The 17,956-nt window shown below is 71.9% G+C and carries 15 protein-coding genes; 2 read left to right on the forward strand and 13 right to left on the reverse strand.

The window, feature by feature from the left end; all coding sequences use genetic code 11:
- Positions 1 to 8: 8 nt before the first annotated feature.
- From ACIBO8_RS31735 to ACIBO8_RS31780, 10 genes are read right to left on the reverse strand one after another with little or no spacing between them, the layout of a single operon-like run.
- Complete coding sequence (locus tag ACIBO8_RS31735) at positions 9 to 1,070, reverse strand: class I SAM-dependent methyltransferase (protein WP_396119077.1); 1,062 nt, start codon at positions 1,068 to 1,070, stop codon at positions 9 to 11.
- Complete coding sequence (locus ACIBO8_RS31740; RefSeq protein WP_396119078.1) at positions 1,067 to 2,644, reverse strand: hypothetical protein; 1,578 nt, start codon at positions 2,642 to 2,644, stop codon at positions 1,067 to 1,069. The genes ACIBO8_RS31735 and ACIBO8_RS31740 overlap by 4 nt, the downstream gene beginning before the upstream one ends.
- A complete protein-coding gene (locus ACIBO8_RS31745) occupies positions 2,641 to 7,068 on the reverse strand; it encodes an amino acid adenylation domain-containing protein (RefSeq protein WP_396119079.1) in 4,428 nt (1,475 codons plus the stop codon). The genes ACIBO8_RS31740 and ACIBO8_RS31745 overlap by 4 nt, the downstream gene beginning before the upstream one ends.
- A complete protein-coding gene (locus tag ACIBO8_RS31750) occupies positions 7,065 to 7,334 on the reverse strand; it encodes an acyl carrier protein (RefSeq protein ID WP_396119080.1) in 270 nt (89 codons plus the stop codon). The genes ACIBO8_RS31745 and ACIBO8_RS31750 overlap by 4 nt, the downstream gene beginning before the upstream one ends.
- Positions 7,331 to 9,763: an amino acid adenylation domain-containing protein gene (locus tag ACIBO8_RS31755; RefSeq protein ID WP_396119081.1), complete on the reverse strand. Its 2,433-nt coding sequence runs from the start codon at positions 9,761 to 9,763 to the stop codon at positions 7,331 to 7,333. Before ACIBO8_RS31755 ends, ACIBO8_RS31750 begins: the two co-directional genes overlap by 4 nt.
- A gap of 31 nt (positions 9,764 to 9,794) precedes the next feature.
- Positions 9,795 to 10,508, reverse strand: coding sequence for a thioesterase II family protein (locus ACIBO8_RS31760; protein ID WP_396119082.1), 714 nt, complete (start codon positions 10,506 to 10,508; stop codon positions 9,795 to 9,797).
- Positions 10,505 to 11,818 carry an acetyl-CoA carboxylase biotin carboxylase subunit family protein gene (locus tag ACIBO8_RS31765; protein ID WP_396119083.1) on the reverse strand — a complete coding sequence of 438 codons (1,314 nt, stop codon included), beginning with the start codon at positions 11,816 to 11,818 and terminating at the stop codon, positions 10,505 to 10,507. Before ACIBO8_RS31765 ends, ACIBO8_RS31760 begins: the two co-directional genes overlap by 4 nt.
- Positions 11,815 to 12,336: a GNAT family N-acetyltransferase gene (locus ACIBO8_RS31770; RefSeq protein WP_396119084.1), complete on the reverse strand. Its 522-nt coding sequence runs from the start codon at positions 12,334 to 12,336 to the stop codon at positions 11,815 to 11,817. The genes ACIBO8_RS31765 and ACIBO8_RS31770 overlap by 4 nt, the downstream gene beginning before the upstream one ends.
- The gene (locus ACIBO8_RS31775; protein ID WP_396119085.1) at positions 12,333 to 13,157 is read right to left on the reverse strand and encodes a hypothetical protein; all 825 of its coding nucleotides are present in this window, start codon (positions 13,155 to 13,157) and stop codon (positions 12,333 to 12,335) included. The genes ACIBO8_RS31770 and ACIBO8_RS31775 overlap by 4 nt, the downstream gene beginning before the upstream one ends.
- Positions 13,141 to 14,352 (reverse strand): hypothetical protein, encoded by a 1,212-nt coding sequence (locus ACIBO8_RS31780; protein ID WP_396119086.1) that lies wholly within the window; start codon positions 14,350 to 14,352, stop codon positions 13,141 to 13,143. Before ACIBO8_RS31780 ends, ACIBO8_RS31775 begins: the two co-directional genes overlap by 17 nt.
- A 627-nt stretch (positions 14,353 to 14,979) precedes the next feature.
- Between ACIBO8_RS31780 and ACIBO8_RS31785 the strand changes: the two genes are divergently transcribed.
- Together ACIBO8_RS31785 and ACIBO8_RS31790 are read left to right on the forward strand one after the other, a co-directional pair.
- A complete protein-coding gene (locus ACIBO8_RS31785; RefSeq protein ID WP_396119191.1) occupies positions 14,980 to 15,171 on the forward strand; it encodes a hypothetical protein in 192 nt (63 codons plus the stop codon).
- A gap of 134 nt (positions 15,172 to 15,305) precedes the next feature.
- Entirely contained in the window at positions 15,306 to 15,785 is a 480-nt protein-coding gene (locus ACIBO8_RS31790; RefSeq protein ID WP_396119087.1) for a hypothetical protein, read from the forward strand.
- Positions 15,786 to 15,935: 150 nt separating this feature from the next.
- Here ACIBO8_RS31790 and ACIBO8_RS31795 read toward each other — a convergent pair whose 3' ends face one another.
- The 3 genes from ACIBO8_RS31795 to ACIBO8_RS31805 are packed head-to-tail and all read right to left on the reverse strand — an operon-like array spanning position 15,936 to position 17,610.
- Positions 15,936 to 16,139, reverse strand: coding sequence for a hypothetical protein (locus ACIBO8_RS31795; protein ID WP_396119088.1), 204 nt, complete (start codon positions 16,137 to 16,139; stop codon positions 15,936 to 15,938).
- A 2-nt stretch (positions 16,140 to 16,141) separates the two neighbouring features.
- Positions 16,142 to 17,284, reverse strand: coding sequence for a putative T7SS-secreted protein (locus ACIBO8_RS31800; RefSeq protein ID WP_396119089.1), 1,143 nt, complete (start codon positions 17,282 to 17,284; stop codon positions 16,142 to 16,144).
- Entirely contained in the window at positions 17,284 to 17,610 is a 327-nt protein-coding gene (locus tag ACIBO8_RS31805) for a hypothetical protein (protein WP_396119090.1), read from the reverse strand. Before ACIBO8_RS31805 ends, ACIBO8_RS31800 begins: the two co-directional genes overlap by 1 nt.
- Positions 17,611 to 17,956: the final 346 nt, after the last annotated feature.

The raw sequence follows: 17,956 nt of genomic DNA on the forward strand, positions 1-17,956 counted from the left end.
GTCGCCGGTCAGTCGGCGTCGAGGACGTAGAGCCACGAGTGCGGCGTACCGAACGGCGTGATCCGCCTGATCCGCAGGCCGGCGGCGGCGAACAACCTCTCGTACTCGTCCCGGGTGTGCAGCGGCACGCCCATCAGCGCGTGAGCGAGCTCGTATCCCGAGGAGAAGATGGGCAGTGCCGACTCGTCGCCGGCCGGCCGCAGCATGGTGTCGGCCAGCACGAAGGTCCGGGCCGCCGGGAACGCCTCCCGCATGCGCGGCAGCACCTGCGCACGGCTGGCCGGGTCGGCCAGCAGATCGTGCATGAGGAAGAAGCTCATCACCGTGTCGACGCCGGCCAGGGCGTCGCGGTGCTCCTGGCGCAGGAACACGTCCAGGACGTTGCACTGCATCGCCTGGACCCGGTCGGTGAGACCCGCCTGCCCGATGGTGCGCTCCGCCAGCTTCGTGGCGGGGCCGCTGATGTCGAGACCCAGACCGCGGGCCCCCGCCCGGTCGGCGAGGACGCGGCAGATCCTGGCGGAGACGCCGCTGCCCAGGTCCGCCAGCACGTCGAAGGTCAGATCAGCGAGGACCTCGTCGAGGATGGAGGCCATGAACGAGCCGTCGTTCTGCGCCGAACCCATGGCCACCATCGCCTCGTCACGATGGATGTCCACGCCGAAGCGGCGGTCGCGGGAGACGACGCCGGCCGCGCCGGCCAACAGCTCGTTGTAGCCGCCGACGGCCCAGGTGAAGTAGCCGCGCATGGCCGCCATCGCCGCACCGGCCTCGGTGAGGCGCACGGTCGTGGCGTCGCCGGTGAGGTAGCCGAATGTGGCGGCGGCGCGGAGCAGCTCACGCAGCATCCGTTCGTCCAATTGCAGCGCGGCGGCGAACGGTGCCACCGCCAGGTCTCCCTCGACGAGCCGGGCCCACGCGCCGAGGCGGTCCAGCGCGAAGACGACGTTGGCGGCGACGTAGCCGTTGAACGCCTGGTCCGCGTCCACGGGCACGGCGGCGGTGCCGTGCCAGTCCGCGGGTACGGCGGGCGTCGCCATGATCTGGTCGGTGGGGTGGGACAGTGTCATGCTGTGCTCCTCGCGGAAGTCGTGGCGGTGGCGGTGCGGTCGTGGCGACCTGCCGCCCGGTCGAGCAGGTCGGCGGTCAACTCGTCGACATCGATGTGATCGGCGAGCGCCTGGTGCAGAGCCACGACGAGTACCGCATGGTCACCGGCGGGGTGCAGTCCGACGTACAACAAGGGCGCATCCACCGGCTGGATGGCGGGGCGGTCCGGACCGCCGCCTGCGGCCGAGCGGCTCAGCGTCACCAGGGGCTCCGGCATGCGTACGGCCGTCCAGCGGTCCCCGTCGCGACGGAAGATCGTCCGCAGGGCCGGCCGGTCCGCCTGGACCTGGTGCAGGGCGCGCTCCAGCTCCGCCGTCTCCGGCGGCACGTCCAGCCGGACCGTCACCACCACGGTGTGCTCATCGGTGGTGCTGCCGGCCCGTACGGCGTCGTGGAAGACCAGGCGCTGTTCGCGGGCGGTCAGCGGCCGGACATGCTCGGCACCGCCGCTGCGGTCGGCGTCCGCTGCCGACACGCACGCCAGCAGCTGCGCCGAGGTGGTCACCGCGGCCATCCGGGGCAGGGCCGGAGCGTGGCCCAGGTGTGCTGCCACGGCCCGGCGCAGGTGCACGGCCTGCCACGGTCGAATGTCGACCGCCGACTCGGCACCGAACACGTCGGTCCATGCCGTTTCGACGGCCCGGTGTACGGGCACCGGCGCGTCGACGGCCGGCTCCCGCTCGAACGGGTAGCCGGGCAGGTGCACCCGCCTGCCGAAGGTGGGCAGGTCCACGTCCGCGCCCAGGCACCACGCCTCCGCCACGGCATTGGCCACGGAGGTCGGCGCGTCGGCGTGCGGGACGACCGCGACCACGACGTCCCAGACGTCGCCGGCCGCCGCGGTGAGCCCTTCGGGACTGATCTCCACCGACAGGACCTTTTCCCCGGCGGCGGAGGTCGCCTCCGGCGCCGCGTCGGCCGCAGCGGGCTGCGGGGCGGGTTCGCCACGCCACGCGAGCTGCACGGCTTGCCCGAAGTCCAGGTGCCCGTTCACCGCCGCCGCGGTGAGAGCGCCCACCCCGACTCCGGCCGCGCCGTCGGGGACGAGGCCCCACTCGCGCAGCTGCTCGGCGACCCCGTACCCGGTCGCCACCGTCATTGCCGCCGCCCGATCGCCGGAGCCGCCCTCCACAAGCAGGGCCTCTGCTTCGTCGACGCAGCGCCGGACGATGGCGAGGCGCTCACAGGCACCGGGGCCGAAGCCCGTTCCGGCGCCGAAGCTGAACACCAGCCGCGGTGGCCGGTCGGCCGGCGCGACCCCGCAGAACCATCCGGCATCGGCCGGGCCCGGCCGCGCCCCGGGTCCACCGCGCAGGGCGGAGATGATCCCGGCCCGGTCGGCGGCGCGGACCACGCAGCGGTGCGGGAAGGGTTCGCGGCCCCGCACCATCGTGGTGACCACATCATCGAGGGACAGCTGCGGGTGCGCCTCGAGGTGATCCGCCAGCCGCACCCGCAGTGCCGCCAGGGCGCTCGCGCTGCGGGCCGAGACCGGCACCAGCCAGCCGCCGGGTCGTTCCACCAAGGCGTTCATGCCAGTTCCCCCGCCGGTACGTACTGCTGAACGATGACGTGCGCATTCGTGCCGCCGACACCGAAGGAGCTGACTCCCGCCGTGCGCGGCCGGTCGTGCTCGGGCCACGCCCGGCCGGTGGGCAGCAGGGAGAACCGGTCGCCGTGCCTGCGCAGCTCACCGATCGGTTCCCCGACGTGCGGGGTCGCCGGAAGGAACCCGTGGCTGACCGCCAGAACGGTCTTGATCAGACCCGCCACGCCCGCGGCGGTGTTGGTGTGCCCGATGGACGCCTTCGCCGACCCGACCGCCACCGGTGGCCCCTCCTGGCCGAGGGCCTCGGTCAGGGCCGCGACCTCGATCGTGTCGCCGAGCCTGGTGCCGGTCCCGTGGCCCTCGACGTAGTCGATGTCCGTACCGTCCAGTCCGGCCGAGGCCAGCGCCTGCCGGATCACCCGGGCCTGGCCCTCGACGCCGGGCGCGGTGTACCCGACCTTCGCGCGTCCGTCGTTGTTGACGGCGCTGCCTCGGATGACCGCGTGGATGGGGTCACCGTCGCGTACGGCGTCGCCGAGGCGGCGCAGGAGCACCGCACCGGCGCCGTCCGCGCCCACCGTGCCGCTGGCCCGCTCGTCGAACGGACGGCAGAAGCCGTCCCGGGCGTAGAGGTGGCCGGGGACGTACAGGTAGCTGCCGTCATCCGGGTAGGCCACCGACACGCCGCCGGCGAGGGCGTAGTCGCTGGCCCCACGCCGCAGGCTCTCGCAGGCGAGGTGGACGGCGACCAGCGAGGTGGAGCACGCGGTGTCCAGCAGCAGGCTCTCCCCGAACAGGTCGAACCAGTACGAGAAGCGGCTCGGCATGAAGGTGGCGTCGCTGCCGACCACCTCGTCGGCGCGCGTCATCTCCTCGCGCACCGGCAGGCCCCGGTCCCCCGGCCAGCTGGCCCGGCCGGCGTAGAGGCTGGTGCGGGTGTGGATGTCGGACATCCGCAGGGCGGCGTTCTCCACCGCTCCCCACAGGCACTCGTACAGGATGCCGTGCTGCGGATCGACCGTCTTGAGCTGGTCGGCGTCGAAGCCGAACATCGCGGCGTCGAAGCCCGGGCCGTCGGCGAGCATGCCCCAGCGGGCGATCCGGCGGCGACCGTCGGGAAGCTCCTCGGCGACGGGCCGGTCGCCGTTGGGCAGGCAGTCCCGGCCCTCGACCAGGTTGCGCCAGAACGCCGCGAGATCGGGCGATCCGGCGAACCGGCAGGCCATGCCCACCACCGCGATGTCGTCGTCGGCATGGTCCCCGTTCGCGGCCATCTCGGTGATCGCCGCGGTAGCGGTCGGACGGTCACCGATCAGGAGCCGAGCCTGTGCGGCGACCGTGGTCGCACGGAACAGGTCGGCAATGGTCGGCGCCGTACCGGTGTGCCGCTGCAGCGCCGCCGAGAGCTTGACCACGAGCAGGGAGTGGCCACCGACCTCGAAGAAGTTGTCCTCGTCGCCGAAGGCCTGGCCACCGAGCACCTCGGCCCAGGCGGCCCGGACCCGCGCGGTGCCGCCGGTGTCAGCACCGCGGCGTCGCGGCCGGGGGCGCGCGGCGGGGCGGTCCGGCTGCTCCACCGGTTGCGGAAGGCGAGCGCGATCGATCTTGCCGTTGGGCTTCAGCGGTAGCCGGTCGACCGGCACGAGGTGTCGTGGCACGGCGAAGGCCGGTAGGCGACTGCGCAGATGCTCACGCAATCGGGGCAGCGCATCGGGTTGCGCCAGCACCGCGTAACCGACGATCTCCTTCTCGCCCCGCGCGTTCGTACGGCTCGTCACGAATGCCGATTCGACCGCCTCATGGCCCAGGACGGCGGCCTCCACCTCGCCGAGCTCGACGCGCTGACTGCGGATCTTCACCTGGTTGTCGTTGCGCCCGATGAACTCGAGCTCCCCGTCGACGGTCCAGCGGACACGGTCGCCGGTGCGGTACAGCCGGGCCCCCGGCCGCTGGTCGAACGGGTCCGCGACGAACTTCGCCGCGGTCCGGTCCGCGTCGTCGAGGTAGCCGTCCGCGACTCCCGCACCGCCGAGCACCAGCTCCCCGGGTACGCCGGGCGGCGTGGGCCGCAGGGTGCCCTCGAACACGACGTACGCGCTCGTGCCGGGCACCGGGCGGCCGATCGGCACGGTCCGGGCGTCCTCGGCCACCTCCTCGATCGGGTACCAGGTGGAGGTGAAGGAGTTCTCCGTGGGCCCGTAGCTGTGCAGCAGCGTGCCGGGACCGCACCAGCGCAACGCCCGGCGGATGTGCGGTACGGAGATGAGCTCACCACCGAAGTACACCCGGCGCAGGGACTGCAGCACATCGGGCGCGTCCTCGATGATGCGGTTGAGCAGAGGCGTGGTGACGAGCAGCGTGGTGACCCCGTGCCGGCGCAGGGCCGTGCGGAGTGCCCGGGGATCGAGGACGAGTTCCTTGTCCAGGACGACGAGGCGGGCTCCGTGCGCGAGCGCTCCCCAGATCTCGTACGTGGCGCCGTCGAAGTTGAGCGGGGACAGGTGGCTCAGGACGTCGTCGTCGCCGAGCGGGAGGAAGGCGGGGTGGCCCATCAGCCGGGCGACGCCCAGGTGCGGCAGCACGACGCCCTTCGGCCGCCCGGTCGACCCGGAGGTGTACAGCACGTTGAGTGCCGTGCTGCCGTCGATCCGCACGTCGGGCGCGCGGGGCGGCAGCGCTGACGCGGCGTCCATCACCTCGTCCAGGCCGTACACGGAGGTGGCGGTACCGCTGCACCGCCGCACGCAGTCCGGCGCCGCCACGAGAAGTGCCGGTGCGGCGTCGGCGAGCACCATCTCCAGTTGCGCGTCGGGGTAGGCGGGATCGAGCGGCAGGTACGCCGCGCCGGCCAGCGAACAGGCGAGCATGGCGACCACCGTGTCGATGCCCGGCGGCAGGAGGAGCGCGACGATGTCGCCGGGACGCACCGCCTTCCCCGTGAGCCAGTGGGCGACCGCACCGGCACGCTCGACGAGTTCGCCGTAGCTGAGCACCTCGTCGCCGTGCTGCACCGCCACCGAGCCGGGACGGCGGGCGGCGTGCGCCAGCACACGTTCCGGGACCAGCGTCGGGCCGGTCGCGGCGAGCGCGGGGCCGTGCCGGTGCCCTTGCGGCCGCCTGTCGGCCAGAGCGGCAAGCAGGTCCAGACAGCTGCTGCCCGGATCCGCCGCGGCGACGGTGAGCAGTTCGCGCAGCTGTTCGCCGAGCTCCCGGACGGTGCCGGCGGTGTACACCGCGGCGTCGTAGTCGATGCGCAGCAGAATCGAGCCGCCCGTTTCCACGACGGCCAGGGCGAGATCGTACTTGGCCGCCTCCAGTTCGTGCTCGACCATCAGCCACTCGGTGCGCTCGGCGGTCCACCGTTCCACGGTCCGACCGTGGTGGGCGAAGACGGCGCGCAGTTCACGCGCGGCCGGGCTGCCGGAGCGCAATGTGCCGGTGTCCACGTCGGAGTGCAGGAGCGAGTCGAGAACCTGCTCCCGTAGCTCGGCCAGCATGTCCCGGAAAGGGCGCCCGGGCAGCAGCCGGGTGCGGACCGGCAGGACCCGGGTGTAGAGGCCGACCTCGGTGTGCGTGGCCGGGTCGAGCCGTCCCGCGAAGGGCATGCCCAGCACGCCGTCGTCCTCGCCGCTCCAGGCGTGCAGCAGCAAGGCCCACAATGCCAGCGCCGTGACCGCGGGTGAGACCTGCTCGCGCTGCGCGAGGCCGGACAGGTCGCACCGGGCTGCGTCGTCGAGCGACCACTGCAGGTGGGCGGCGGGGCCCGGCCCTTCACCCCGGCGAACCAGATCGGGTACGGGAGCCAGCGGACCGCAGTCCCCGTCGAGCAGCGCCCGCCAGTACCGTACGTCGGCTTCGCCGGGCTGCGGGCGGGGTGCCGGCGGGGTGGCCGTCGGCTGCGGCGCGGTGCCGGTGGCCCGCGCACGGTAGAAGCCGATGAGGTCCTCCACCAGGACGCCGGAGGACCAGCCGTCGCTCACCAGGTGGTGCGCGGTCAGCACCAGGAGCGCGCCGTCGTCGAAGTGCAGCAGGTCGGCCCTGATCAGCGGCGCGGCCGTCAGGTCGAACGGCCGGGCGCCGGCGGCGGCCGCCCATTGCAGCGCTTCGCTCCTGCGGTACGGCCCCGGTCGGCGGTGCTCGCGCAGCGGTACGGGCACCGTCGTCGGGAACGACTGCCGAAGTTCGCCTCCCTCGGTGTCGAAGGCGCTGCGCAACTCCGCGTGCCGGCTGAGGAGGTCGCCGAGCGCCGCGTGCAACGCAGCCGTGTCGAGCGGCCCCCGGATCTCCAGGTCGATGGGGTTGTTGAATCTGCCGGACTCGGGTTCGCGTTGGACGGCCAGCCACATCTGTTGCTGCTCGGGGGTGGCCGGGCGCGCGGCCAGCGCCGGCCCCGTCGATGGTGTGGTCATCGCGGCGTTCCGCCGTCCGACGGCACCAGTTGCCGGACGGCGGGGGTCAGTTCGGCGACGCTCTGATGATCGAACACCAGCCGCAGCGGTAGCCGGACGCCGAGCACGGCGCTCAGCCGGCCCACCATCGCGATGGCGAGCAGGGAGTTCCCCCCGGCGGCGAAGAAGTTCTCATCGTCGGTGACCCCCTCCTGCCTGAGCGCGGTGCTCCACTCCCGGCGGATGGCGGCGGCGAGGTCGGTGTCGGAGAAGACGGGAGTGGTCATGGCGCTTGGTTCCCTCGGATCGATGCCGTCCCGCCGGCGGGCGTACCGGCCAGGTGGTCGGCGAGTCGGCGGGCGGTGGGGTGCAGGTAGAGCGCCCGGACGGTGGCGCCCGGGAATCCGCCGGCGCGCAGGGCCCCGGCCAGACGCGCGAGCAGCAGCGAGTTGCCGCCGGCGTCGAAGAAGTTGTCGTCGGGCCGCAGCGCGGAGCCCAGCAGCGAGCGGCAGACGCCCAGCAGCGCGTCCACCACGTCGTTCCCGGTCGGCGTGACGGGCGGTCCGGATGCCGGATCGACCGTACGGAGGTCCGGTTCCGGCAGGGCGCTCACGTCGAGCTTGCCGTTCACGGTCAACGGCAGGACCGGCAGAGCGGTGACCGTGGCCGGAACCATGTACTCGGGCAACGTCTCGGACGCCCGCCGCCGGATGGCAGCCACCGTGTCCGGGCCGGTGCCTGCGGCCAGCACCACGTACGCATCGAGCCGGGCCGCCTCGGCGATGCCGGAACGCAGCACCACGGCAGCCGCCACCACGGCCGGATCCTCCAGCAGCACGCCACGGATCTCGTCCGGTTCGATGCGATGCCCGCGCAGCTTCACCTGGCCGTCGATGCGGCCCAGATGCTCGAGCCGCCCGTCGGGCAGCAGCCGGCCCCGATCACCGCTGAGGTACCAGCGTTCGCCGGACTGCCGGTCCAGGACGAAGCGCTGAGCGGTCAACTGCGCCCGATGCAGGTAGCCGTCCGCGAGTCCGGCACCGGCCACGGCGATCTCGCCCACCACACCCGGGGGTACGAGCCGGCCGGCCGGGTCGACGACCCGCACCGCCCAACCCGGGATCGGCGCACCGACGCATCGGGAACCGGTCTCGGCGTGCTCACGGCCGAGCGTCTCCGCCGTGACGTGCACCGTCGTCTCCGTGATGCCGAACATGTTCACCAGCCGGCATCGCGACGGGGGATACCGGTCGAACCAGGGCAGGAGCGACCGGGTGTCGAGAGGCTCGCCGCCGAAGACCACCAGCCGCAGCGGCAGGGTGGGTCCGCCACGTCGTTCCAGCTCGAGCAGCCCGGCGAACGCCGAGGGCGTCTGGCTGAGCACCGTCACGGCCTCACGGGCCAGCAGCTCACGGAACTGCTCGGGTGAGCGGCACGTCCAGTACGGCACGACGACGAGGCGGCCGCCGCTCAGCAGGCAGCCCCAGATCTCCCAGACGGAGAAGTCGAACGCGGCCGAGTGGAACCATGACCAGGTGTCGTCGCGGCCGAGGCCGAAGTCGTCGCGTACGGCATCGATCAGGGCGACGACGTTGCGGTGCGGCACGACGACGCCCTTGGGACGCCCGGTCGAGCCGGACGTGTAGATCACGTACGCGGTGGCGGCGGAACCGGCCCCATCCGCGCCGGGGGGCTCCGGAGCGTCGTCGCGGCTGGACGTGGCAAGCACCTCCGGCCAGGGAATCAGCGTGCCGGCGGCCGGCAGTCGGGCGGCGCCCCGGCCGTCCACGACCACGTGGGTCAGTCCGGCGTCCTGGACGAGGAAGGACAGCCGCGCCTCGGGATATCCGGGGTCGAGCGGCACGTACGCGGCGCCGGCCTTGAGCACGGCAAGCAGGGCGACGGGCAGGTCGATGCCGCGATCCAGGCATACGCCGACCCGGTCGCCGGTCCGGACGCCGGCCGTCCTCAGCGCGGCGGCCGCCCGATCCGTAAGGGCGTCGAGCTCCCCGTACGTCATCCGGGCAGCGCCGTCGGTGAGCGCCACGGCGGCGGGATTCTGCGCGGCGACCTTCCGGAACCGCTCGTGCACCAGTTCGGGCGCGGCGTCGGCCGGCCGGCCCCCGAGGCGCAGGACCCGGTCGCGCCCCTCGGCGTCCAGCAGGGCCAGCTCGTCCACCGGGCCGTCCTGAACGCCTCCGGTGAGCACGTCCAGCGCGGTCGCGAACAGCCCGGCCAGCTCTTCGACCCACCAGCCGGGCACCTGGTCCGGTCCGTACCACCAGTCCGTACGCCATCGACCGTCTCCGGCCACGTCGACCTGGACCGTGATCGGGTGGACCGGCAGCGCGGATGCCCGTGCCGGGTTGCTGCCAGTGGTCAGGCAGAGGCCGACGGCGGGGTCGGCGGCCGCCCCGGCGACCTGCAGGGCCGCCTCGATGCGGCGGGAGGCGGCTTTGCGGTACTCGCCGACGGTGCCGTCGGCGGCGGGCATGCCGACCGGTACGGCGCGGATGCGGTCTGACTCACCGCCGTGACCGTCGAGCAGGACCATGGGCATGTCCCCGGCGCCGCAGCGGGTGAGGACGAGGGACAACGCCGCGAGCAGGTCGGCGGTCGCCGCGTCGCCGCGCGGGAGCGCCGGCGCCTTGACCGACATCGTGTGCCGCTGTGCCGGGGCGCCGGCCGGTGCGTCGCCGCGCGGCCATCCGCCCATGGCGCCTGCCGTGGCAGCCCGCGCCACAGGCTCACCCACTGTGCTGCCCTGCGGCCGCCAGTTCCTGCTCCACCAGGGCGAGGACGGCGTCCGCCCGGTCCACCAGGTACATGTGACCCCCGGGGAATTCCGCGGAGCGGTAGGCGCCGTCGGTCACATCGGACCACCGCGCGGTGTCGGCGGCCGAGACCAGGTCGTCGGCGGATCCGCGCAGCGACAGCACGGGCACGGTGAGGCGGGGTTCCGCCGCCGGCCGGTACCGCTCGTGCAGTGCCACATCGGCGCGAAGCACGGGCAACAGCAGCTCCTGCAGCTCCGGATTGTCGAGCGCCGGGTGGTGGTAGCCGGCGGTGCGGCGTACGGCGGCTACGAACTCCTCGTCCGGCAGGTGGGAGATCTGCGGGCGCGGGTCTCCGCCCGGTCCCGCCGCGCCGCTGACGACCAGGCTCAGGCCGGTGCGTCCGGCGGCGGCGAGAGCCCGCACCACCTCGTACGCGACGGACGCGCCGAAGCTGTGGCCGAACACCACCACGGCGCGATGCCCCGCCGTCTCCTGCTGGATCCGGGGAACGAGATCCGCCACCAGGGTCGCCATGTCGGTGTGCGGCTCCTCGGCGAACCGCTTCTCCCGGCCGGGCAGCTCGGCACCCCGTACGTCAAGGGCGGAGCGCACCCCGCGCCAGTCGTGGAAGAAGCCGGCACCGGCTCCGGCCGGTGCGAAGCAGATCAGGGGAACGGCAGTCATGGCGTCGCTCTCGTGTCGGCAGCCGGAGGGGGACAGTGGTAGCGATTGCCGGCCGCCAGCACGTCCTGCACCTGCACCATCGAGGTGTGCAGCTCCGCGGCCGTGCGTCCGGCGACCCACACGGTCTGTACGCGGCCGAGGGTGCCGGTCCGGTAGTCGACCGCCTCACCGGGCGCGACCCGGGTGTCTACGCGCCAGACGCCGTCGACGGCACGCAGCGCGGCAAGATCGGCGAGGCGCTCCAGGCGGGTCGCCGCCGGGGGTGGCTGGACCAGCATGGCGAGCGCGTACCCGGCCGGGGTGGGCAGCTGCTCGTCGGCGAGCTCGCCGACCGCGGCGCGCAGTGCCAGCCGCACCGGGTCCGGGCCGCCGACCCGGCCGAGGAGATTGGTCACGAAGCCGCCGAGCCGTCCGTTGACCTCGATGATCCGCGGCCCGTCCGGCGTCAGCTTGATCTCGGTGTGTGTCAGTCCGTGGGCGACACCGAGCGTGGTCAGGGCCGCCTCGGCGACGGCGAGGACGCGTTCCAGCAGGTCCGCCGGCAGTTGCGTCGGAGTGAGCAGGCCCGTCTCCCGGAACGGCCAGGTCAGCGGAAGCCGGTCCGTGACGGCGAAGTGCCGGTACTTGCCTGCGCCCAGGGCCACGCTCTCCACCGACACGTAGTCGCCCAGCCACTCCCCCGCGGGATGCACGCCGTCGAGCAGGCGCTCCTCGAGCTGCCAGGCGTACCCGGCGTCGAAGCCGAACGCGGCGCCGGTCATGGCCGGCATCGTGAGGTCGGCTTCGGCCACCCGGAGGGCGGCGTGCAGCGCGTCGAGGTCGTCCACCGGGGTGACATGGGTGCTCGCATTGCCCACGACCGGCTTGAGCACGGCCGGGAAGCCGACGTGCGCGACCGCCGCGGCGAGCGAGGCCGCGTCGTCGAAAGTGGCGCAGCGCAGTGTCTCGACGCCCGCTTCTGCCAGCCGTCGTCGCTGGACGTCCTTGCGCAGCAGCGCCTCGGCGGTCGCCGGTTCGTGGTACGGCAGACCCAGCAGCTGAGCCACCTCGGCGACCAGCGGCAGCAGATCGTCGCCGAAGGTGATGAGCCCGGTGACGCCGTGCCCGCCCAGGGCGACGGCCAGGCCAGCAGGGTCGAGCCCCGATCCGTCGACATGCCGGGCAAGCCCGCTGAGAGCCGCGACGTCGCCGGGCCCCCAGGGCCGGTCTCCGGCGTTGACGACCACCAGCTCGCACCAGCCGTGGGCGACGTCGAGCAGGTCGGCGAGGTTGGCCGATCCGGCCGACTCGAAGTACGCGACGACGTTCACGGGGTGGCTCCGCCTGCGGTGGCGGGCCGCGGCAAGCGGTAGCGGTTCTCGCCATCCTCGACGCCGGTGAAGACGAAGCCCGCTCGGGTCAGCACACGCTGCGACGGGACATGGTCGGGCTCCGTACCGGCCTGCAGCTCCGTCAGCCCCGGCCGGCTGAAGGCCCACTCCGCCAGGGCCCGCAGCGCCTCGGAGACCAGTCCGCGGCCGCGGAACTCCTCCACGATGCCGTAGCCGATCTCCGCGGCGCCCGCCTCGTCCGGGGCAGCGTGGAATCCGATGTCACCGATCACCTGACCGGTCTCCCGGTCGATGATCTGGTACATGCCGAATCCAGGGCGGTACCGGCCGGCGGCGAACGCCCGCACCAGGGCGCCACCCGCGATGAGGGTGCCCTCGAGCGGGTAACCGGCCGCCCAGCGCTGCCCGTCCGGCGTCTGCTTCTCGACCACCTGCGCGGCCTCGGTGGCCGACAGCTCGCGCAGCTGGACGCGGGTCGCCTCGATGGTGTCCGTCACGGCGTTTCCTCCCTGGTCATTCGATGGAAGACGGTGGTGCTGTGCTGCCACAGCAGCGGGAACATCGGGCTGGCCGCCATGCGTTCGAGGTCGCCGATGGACCGGCCGCGCAGGCTGTTGGGTTTGCCGTCGTCGCCGGGACCGTCGTCGGCGTGCGGCTGGCCCCCGAGCAGCGTCCACACCATGTTGAGGTGAACCTGCTTCCACTCGAGCACTCTCGCGTCGAAGCGGTGCAGCCCGACCATCACGTCGGCCAGCAGCAGTGGAGCCACCGCGCCGGTACAACGCGGCTCGGCGGCCGCGGACAGGTCGTCGAGCGTGAGACCGGCACGGGCCATGGCGGCCTCGAACGCCGTCCACACCGCCCGGCACGCCCGTCGCAGGTTGCGGGCGCCCGGCGAGTCCAGCCCGGTGGTGTTCGGGGGGAAGGCGGCCCGCATGGCCAGCAGGCTCAGCTGCGGCAGCGACTCACTGAGCTGGCGTATCGCCTGGACCGGCACCGCGGCCAGCGCGGTGGCGCGGTCGAGCAGGCGGCTGACCTGGACCGGCCGGTCGTCGTCGAGGGCGCCGGCCACGTCGCACAGGGCGTGGTGGATGCCGACCCAGCTGAACTCGGTGATCAGGTGCATCACCTGGAAGAAGCGGTGATCGGGGTGGTGCAGCTCCCCCTCCGGCACCAGTGCGGCCAGCGCGGTGGTGAGCCGGGTGTCCTCTTCGTAGTTGCTGCCGCGGTCGTACTCGTAGCGCAGCAGCGGGTCCGGCTGGGCGGGGTTGAGCACCCGGCGGGCCTCACCGGGACGACCGTCACGTGAGGTCGGCATGGCGCACCTCCGCAGTCGTCAGATCGGTCCCGATGCCCCAGAACAGGCGGTTGTCCAGGCAATCCTTGAGGTACGGCACACCGGCGGTATAGCCCGAACCGGAGGCATCGCCGAGCATGCGTGTGGCGAGACTGTGGTGCGTCGACTTCCACCGCTGGTGGGCGCGTTCCAGCCGGGCGAGCGCGGTGTCCAGGGCCGGCAGCATTTCCGGATTCGACCGGCGGATGTCCAGGTAGGCCCGGGTGATCGTGTCGCGCCCGTGACGCGCTTCCTCGAGAACCACCGGCACACTGCCGAAGGCGGGAGAGGACAGCCGTTCGCCGGGCGGCGTGCCGCATGTGAGCTCGAAGCGTTTGTAGTACTCGGATTGGATGGCGCTCGCTCCCTCGGTGAAGTCCCGGAAGTGCCGGAACGCCGACGGGTCCATGGTCGCCAGCAGCGTGAACAGCAGACCGGCCCGCTCCAGTGCCGTGGCCGCGTCCGCCAGGCAGCCCGCCGCCCCGGCGACGTCGGCTGCCCGCAGCCGGTGCAGAGCCTCGGCCGCCGAGCCGACGAGCCCGGTGAAGACCGTCTCGTAGCTCTGCAGGATGCGGATGAACATGTACTCGTCGTGGAGCACGTGGACCGGATGGACCGTCATCGCCAGCCGGGCTCGAACGAGCGGGACGCCGCTGCTCGGCAAGGCCGCAAGAATCTCGTCGGCTTGCTCCGGCTGCTCGGGGTTCCAGTCGCGGCGGGTGGGCGACGGGGTGCCGTGCCGGTAGAGGTGACCCAGGCCGTGCCGGATGCGCTTGCGCACCGTTCGCACCGAAGGACGGCCGTCCGGCAGCAGATCGTGGCGCCCGTGCAGCGCCTCGACCTCGAACCGCAGCACGTCGGCGACGAGCAGCCCGGCCAGCTCCATCGGGGACAGCACCGCTGCCGGCCCGGTGACCAGGTCACGCAGGACCGGAAGCGACAGGTACGTGTCGTAGCGGTACGTGCCGTCGTGCTTGTCCAGCAGGCAGTCGAGGAAGCGCGTCAGCAGGTCGTCCTGCGCCGCGAGGTCGCGCCGGGCGTCGACGAGCTGCTCTATGACCTGCGCGGAGAGGTGGTGCTTCCCGCTGCGCTGCACGTGGCGGGTGACGACCTCGTACGGAAACTGCGCGCTTCGCCGATCCGCATGGCCGTCGCGCCACGTCCGGAGCGCGCGCACAACATCGTCGGAGCCCGGGCCGGGCCGATTCATAGTGATCCCCGTGTCTACATAGCGTTTACCGTGGTGCAAGGTGTGCCGAAGGAAATCCTGTTTAGAGGGACGCCTAAAGAAATTCCTCTCGCGAGGTGGGGCGCCGCCCGGGAACTTTGTCATTCGCCGCCGTGCGGAACAACTCCTTGTGAACTTCAACACTGACGGCAACCAGACCGACCGTTCCGCGTCCTGGGTGGAAAGCAGCCACTCACGTCGGTGAATCGGTCAGGATCGAAACAGATGGACCGAATGCCGCCGCGATCGTCCCTCGCGGTATCCTCGATCCGTCAGTAAGACCGGACCTCGCAGCTCGGACGCACAATGCCCACCGCCACATCCGTGCGGCGAGGACGAGGGCGGCGAGGAGGAGGGCGGCGAGGCTGGACTGCGCCCGGCAGCTGCGCCGTGCAGATGGCCGCCATGACCGGCGCGACGACCGTACGGCTGTCCAACACGGACTCGCTCAGCGTGTGCGCACGCCAGTTGGCAAGCACGTGCGGCTCCACGCCGAATTGCCTGCGATGCATCCTCCGCTCTGGACGCCGGACGGCCTCGATGGCTGATGAGAGGCGTCCCGCGAACTGAGCCAACGTGGTCGACCAGGTGACGTACCTCGACCCGGCCTTCGCGGTGTTCAGGCGGCGCGTCGTCGAACTGGTGCCGCAGGCCGTCGGGCCGTCGGGCGGCGGGCCGCTGGGCGGCGGGCCGCTGGTGACCGCCGCCTCCGCCCCACGCGTGGCGCAACCGACCCCGGCGAGCCACCCCAGCTGGTCACCGGCCTGATGCCCGAAGGTGTCGTTGACCTGCTTGAACCGGTCCAGGCCGGCCAGGAACAGGGTCATCGGACCGCCGGTGCGCTGTGGCCCCGCGGCCCACACCACCCCGCCGCCGGCCGGGATGTGCCAGCATGGCGACTCATGCGGATCGTGAAGACAGCCGGCGCCCTCGCCATCTCCCTCTTGTTGGCCGCTACCCTGACCGCCTGCGGCGGGCAGAAGCGGTTCGCCATCACCAAACCCTGCGACGCCCTCACCGACGAGGAACTGATCGACCAGACGAACATGAAGATGACCAGGTACGACGGAAAGGTCATCGACCCCACGATCTCGGTCTGCGAGTGGAACCCGGCGAACGAGCCCGACTACGCGGTACGGCTACGTACCCAGGACTCGACGAAGCTGCTCGAGGTGGAGAGCACCATCAACGGCCGCGAGGAGCTGCCCAAGCTCGGTGAAGGCGGCTTTCAGGGCCTCAGCCTCGACGGTGCGGTACGGACCATCGAGTCCAGCTGGCACGGCCGCAGCTTCAGCGTCGAATGCCGCTTGAAGGCGGTCAACTGGAACCCTGACGGCTGTCTCAGGCTTGCCGAGCTCGTGCTGCGCCGGATGCCGGAGTAGGGCGAAGCGGCACGCCCCCGAGTACAGCGGGTGGGACATGAGCGGGTCCGGCGGACGTCCGGGGTTCCTCGCCGGTCCGCTGCGCGTCTCCGCGGGATGACCGTGAACGAGCCTCTCGGCGAATGGACCGACCTGTGAGTTCGGGCCGCTTCACATCAGGTGGACCTCGACGCTGAAGCTTGGTGCCAGGACGTTGTTGAGGTGGGCGGCATGTGCGCCGAGGTACTGCACTGCGCTACTCGGCGCTGCGGTCACCTGAAGCACGACGTAGTCCTCGGCCCCGTCCGTCTCGTCGCCGCAGATACAGCAGCGCAGGCGTTCAGTGACCGGTCCGGTCCAGTCGGCGCTCTCCACACTCAGCCCCACTTCTCGCTATCGATCTTGTCCCGCACGTACTTGTCGGTGGCGTCCTTGATCACGGTGGTCGGCTTCCCTGTCGGGTTGCTCATGTCGCGCACGACGACATCGTACGTGCCATTGCCGTTGTCCATGATCTTGACGATCTGGCCGTCGTCCTGGATGTACATCTCGCCGTTGTCCCAGACGTGGTCGACGTCCACGCCTCGCATGGCGGTGCGGTCGCCGCCGTGAACGTCACGGAAATTCGTGCCGCCGGAGCCGGTGTGGTCGGTGCGGGCCGGAGAGACGTGATCGTCACCCTGCGCGTTCATCATGAGGTCGCCGACGCCGGCGGCCAGCATCCCGCCACCGGCCACGACCCCCGCCGTCGACACCACGTTGATCGGCACGCCAACGATGGCGCCCACACCGGTCGCGTCGAGCACCGCCCCGCCGGCATCCGCGGTGCCGCTGACCAACATCAACCCGGCGCCGGCCGCCGCCAGCGCGACATCCCCAGGGTGGTGCGCCACCGCGTTACCGAAAGACGCCACGCCGTTGAGGGCGTGGGCGCCGGCGTTCTCGAGGCCCGCGCCGACATCGGAGAAGAAGTCACCCACCTTGCTCCAGAAGCCGGGCTTCTGAGGTGCCTTGTCTCGGGCATGCCCCACCGTCGCCGCCGCGGAGTCGCCATCTGCCTCGAGTCGCTGACGGGCCTGGTTCAGCACCTGCTGAGCCGACGTGCGGGTGGCCTCACCGGGATCCTGGAACGGATCAGTGCCGCCCGCTGCCCGGTATTGCTGATATCGGGTCTGGGCTTCGCTGGTCGTGGCCTGACCGGCGTTCCACTGCCGGATCGCCTCGTATGCCTGCGACTGAGCCCAGGTCAAGGTCTTGGCGTACGCCTCGATCGCCGACGCCGCGCTGTGGAAGCAGTCGCCCGCCTCGATCCACTTGCCCGGCTGCCCCTGGAACTTCTGCCGGAACGCGTCCGCGGCCGCGCCGCTCCAGCCGTCGCTCGTGTCGATGCGTTGCAGGCCCTTGCCCGCCAGCGTCAGTTCGTCGCCGCGCGAGCGCAGCGAGGCCGCGATGTCGAGGAGAGCGCCCGCGTCGCCCGGCACCAGTTGCCTGGGATCGTCCGTTTGTCCTAGCTCGGCCATCAGTGCGCCGCCGGATCGGGACCCGTGGTGCGCTGCAGGATGCCGTTGAGCCGGTCGGCTGCGGCCGTATCGGCTCTCCGATAGTCCTGGACGCTCTGCGAAAGTCGCTCGGCGACCTCCTGGCCGTCGACGGCGAGATGCTCGACGCCGATCTCCCAGCGCTCACAGAAGTCCCGGACGGCGGAGGCGAGACCGTCATGTCCGTATGCGGAAGACTCTCCCTGGAGAGTGTTGATCTTGGTGAGCGAGAGGTCTTCGAGCGTCATGTTGATACCCGCGGAGGCCTTCTCCAACGCAGGAAGATCAACCCGGAAACCGTCCGACATCGCGCCTCCGTTTCGCCCGGGACCCTCAGTCGCTTCGCTGGCGGGCTGCCAGGCAAGACGATCAGCCCCCGTCCGAGGCGGGCCACATCGGGTCGCTGACCGCACGATACCCCGGCCCTACCAAGTCGAGCCCGTCGAAGAACCCACGCCTCTTCCGTGCGCCACTTGACGCGGTAACGGGTCATCTTGCCCTTGGTTCTGCGGGTCTCGATGGAGGCCATCGCACTGTCTCCCCGTTGCGATGAAGGCCGCCGACCAGACAATCGCTGGTACGCCTTGTCTCAAGGGTCGGCCATGGCTAGCCGTACAACACCGTGCCGACAGACGCCGAGGGCGGCCGTACCAG

Origin of the sequence: Actinoplanes sp. NPDC049681, from assembly GCF_044465265.1 — a bacterium.
Lineage (GTDB): Bacteria > Actinomycetota > Actinomycetes > Mycobacteriales > Micromonosporaceae > Actinoplanes.

Bases quoted from the DNA above. Each gene is read 5' to 3' on its own strand.
- ACIBO8_RS31735 (WP_396119077.1), bottom strand. From the start codon at position 1,070: ATGACACTGTCCCACCCCACCGACCAGATCATGGCGACGCCCGCCGTA.
- ACIBO8_RS31740 (WP_396119078.1), bottom strand. From the start codon at position 2,644: ATGAACGCCTTGGTGGAACGACCCGGCGGCTGGCTGGTGCCGGTCTCG.
- ACIBO8_RS31745 (WP_396119079.1), bottom strand. From the start codon at position 7,068: ATGACCACACCATCGACGGGGCCGGCGCTGGCCGCGCGCCCGGCCACC.
- ACIBO8_RS31750 (WP_396119080.1), bottom strand. From the start codon at position 7,334: ATGACCACTCCCGTCTTCTCCGACACCGACCTCGCCGCCGCCATCCGC.
- ACIBO8_RS31755 (WP_396119081.1), bottom strand. From the start codon at position 9,763: ATGGGCGGATGGCCGCGCGGCGACGCACCGGCCGGCGCCCCGGCACAG.
- ACIBO8_RS31760 (WP_396119082.1), bottom strand. From the start codon at position 10,508: ATGACTGCCGTTCCCCTGATCTGCTTCGCACCGGCCGGAGCCGGTGCC.
- ACIBO8_RS31775 (WP_396119085.1), bottom strand. From the start codon at position 13,157: ATGCCGACCTCACGTGACGGTCGTCCCGGTGAGGCCCGCCGGGTGCTC.
- ACIBO8_RS31790 (WP_396119087.1), top strand. From the start codon at position 15,306: ATGCGGATCGTGAAGACAGCCGGCGCCCTCGCCATCTCCCTCTTGTTG.
- ACIBO8_RS31800 (WP_396119089.1), bottom strand. From the start codon at position 17,284: ATGGCCGAGCTAGGACAAACGGACGATCCCAGGCAACTGGTGCCGGGC.
- ACIBO8_RS31805 (WP_396119090.1), bottom strand. From the start codon at position 17,610: ATGTCGGACGGTTTCCGGGTTGATCTTCCTGCGTTGGAGAAGGCCTCC.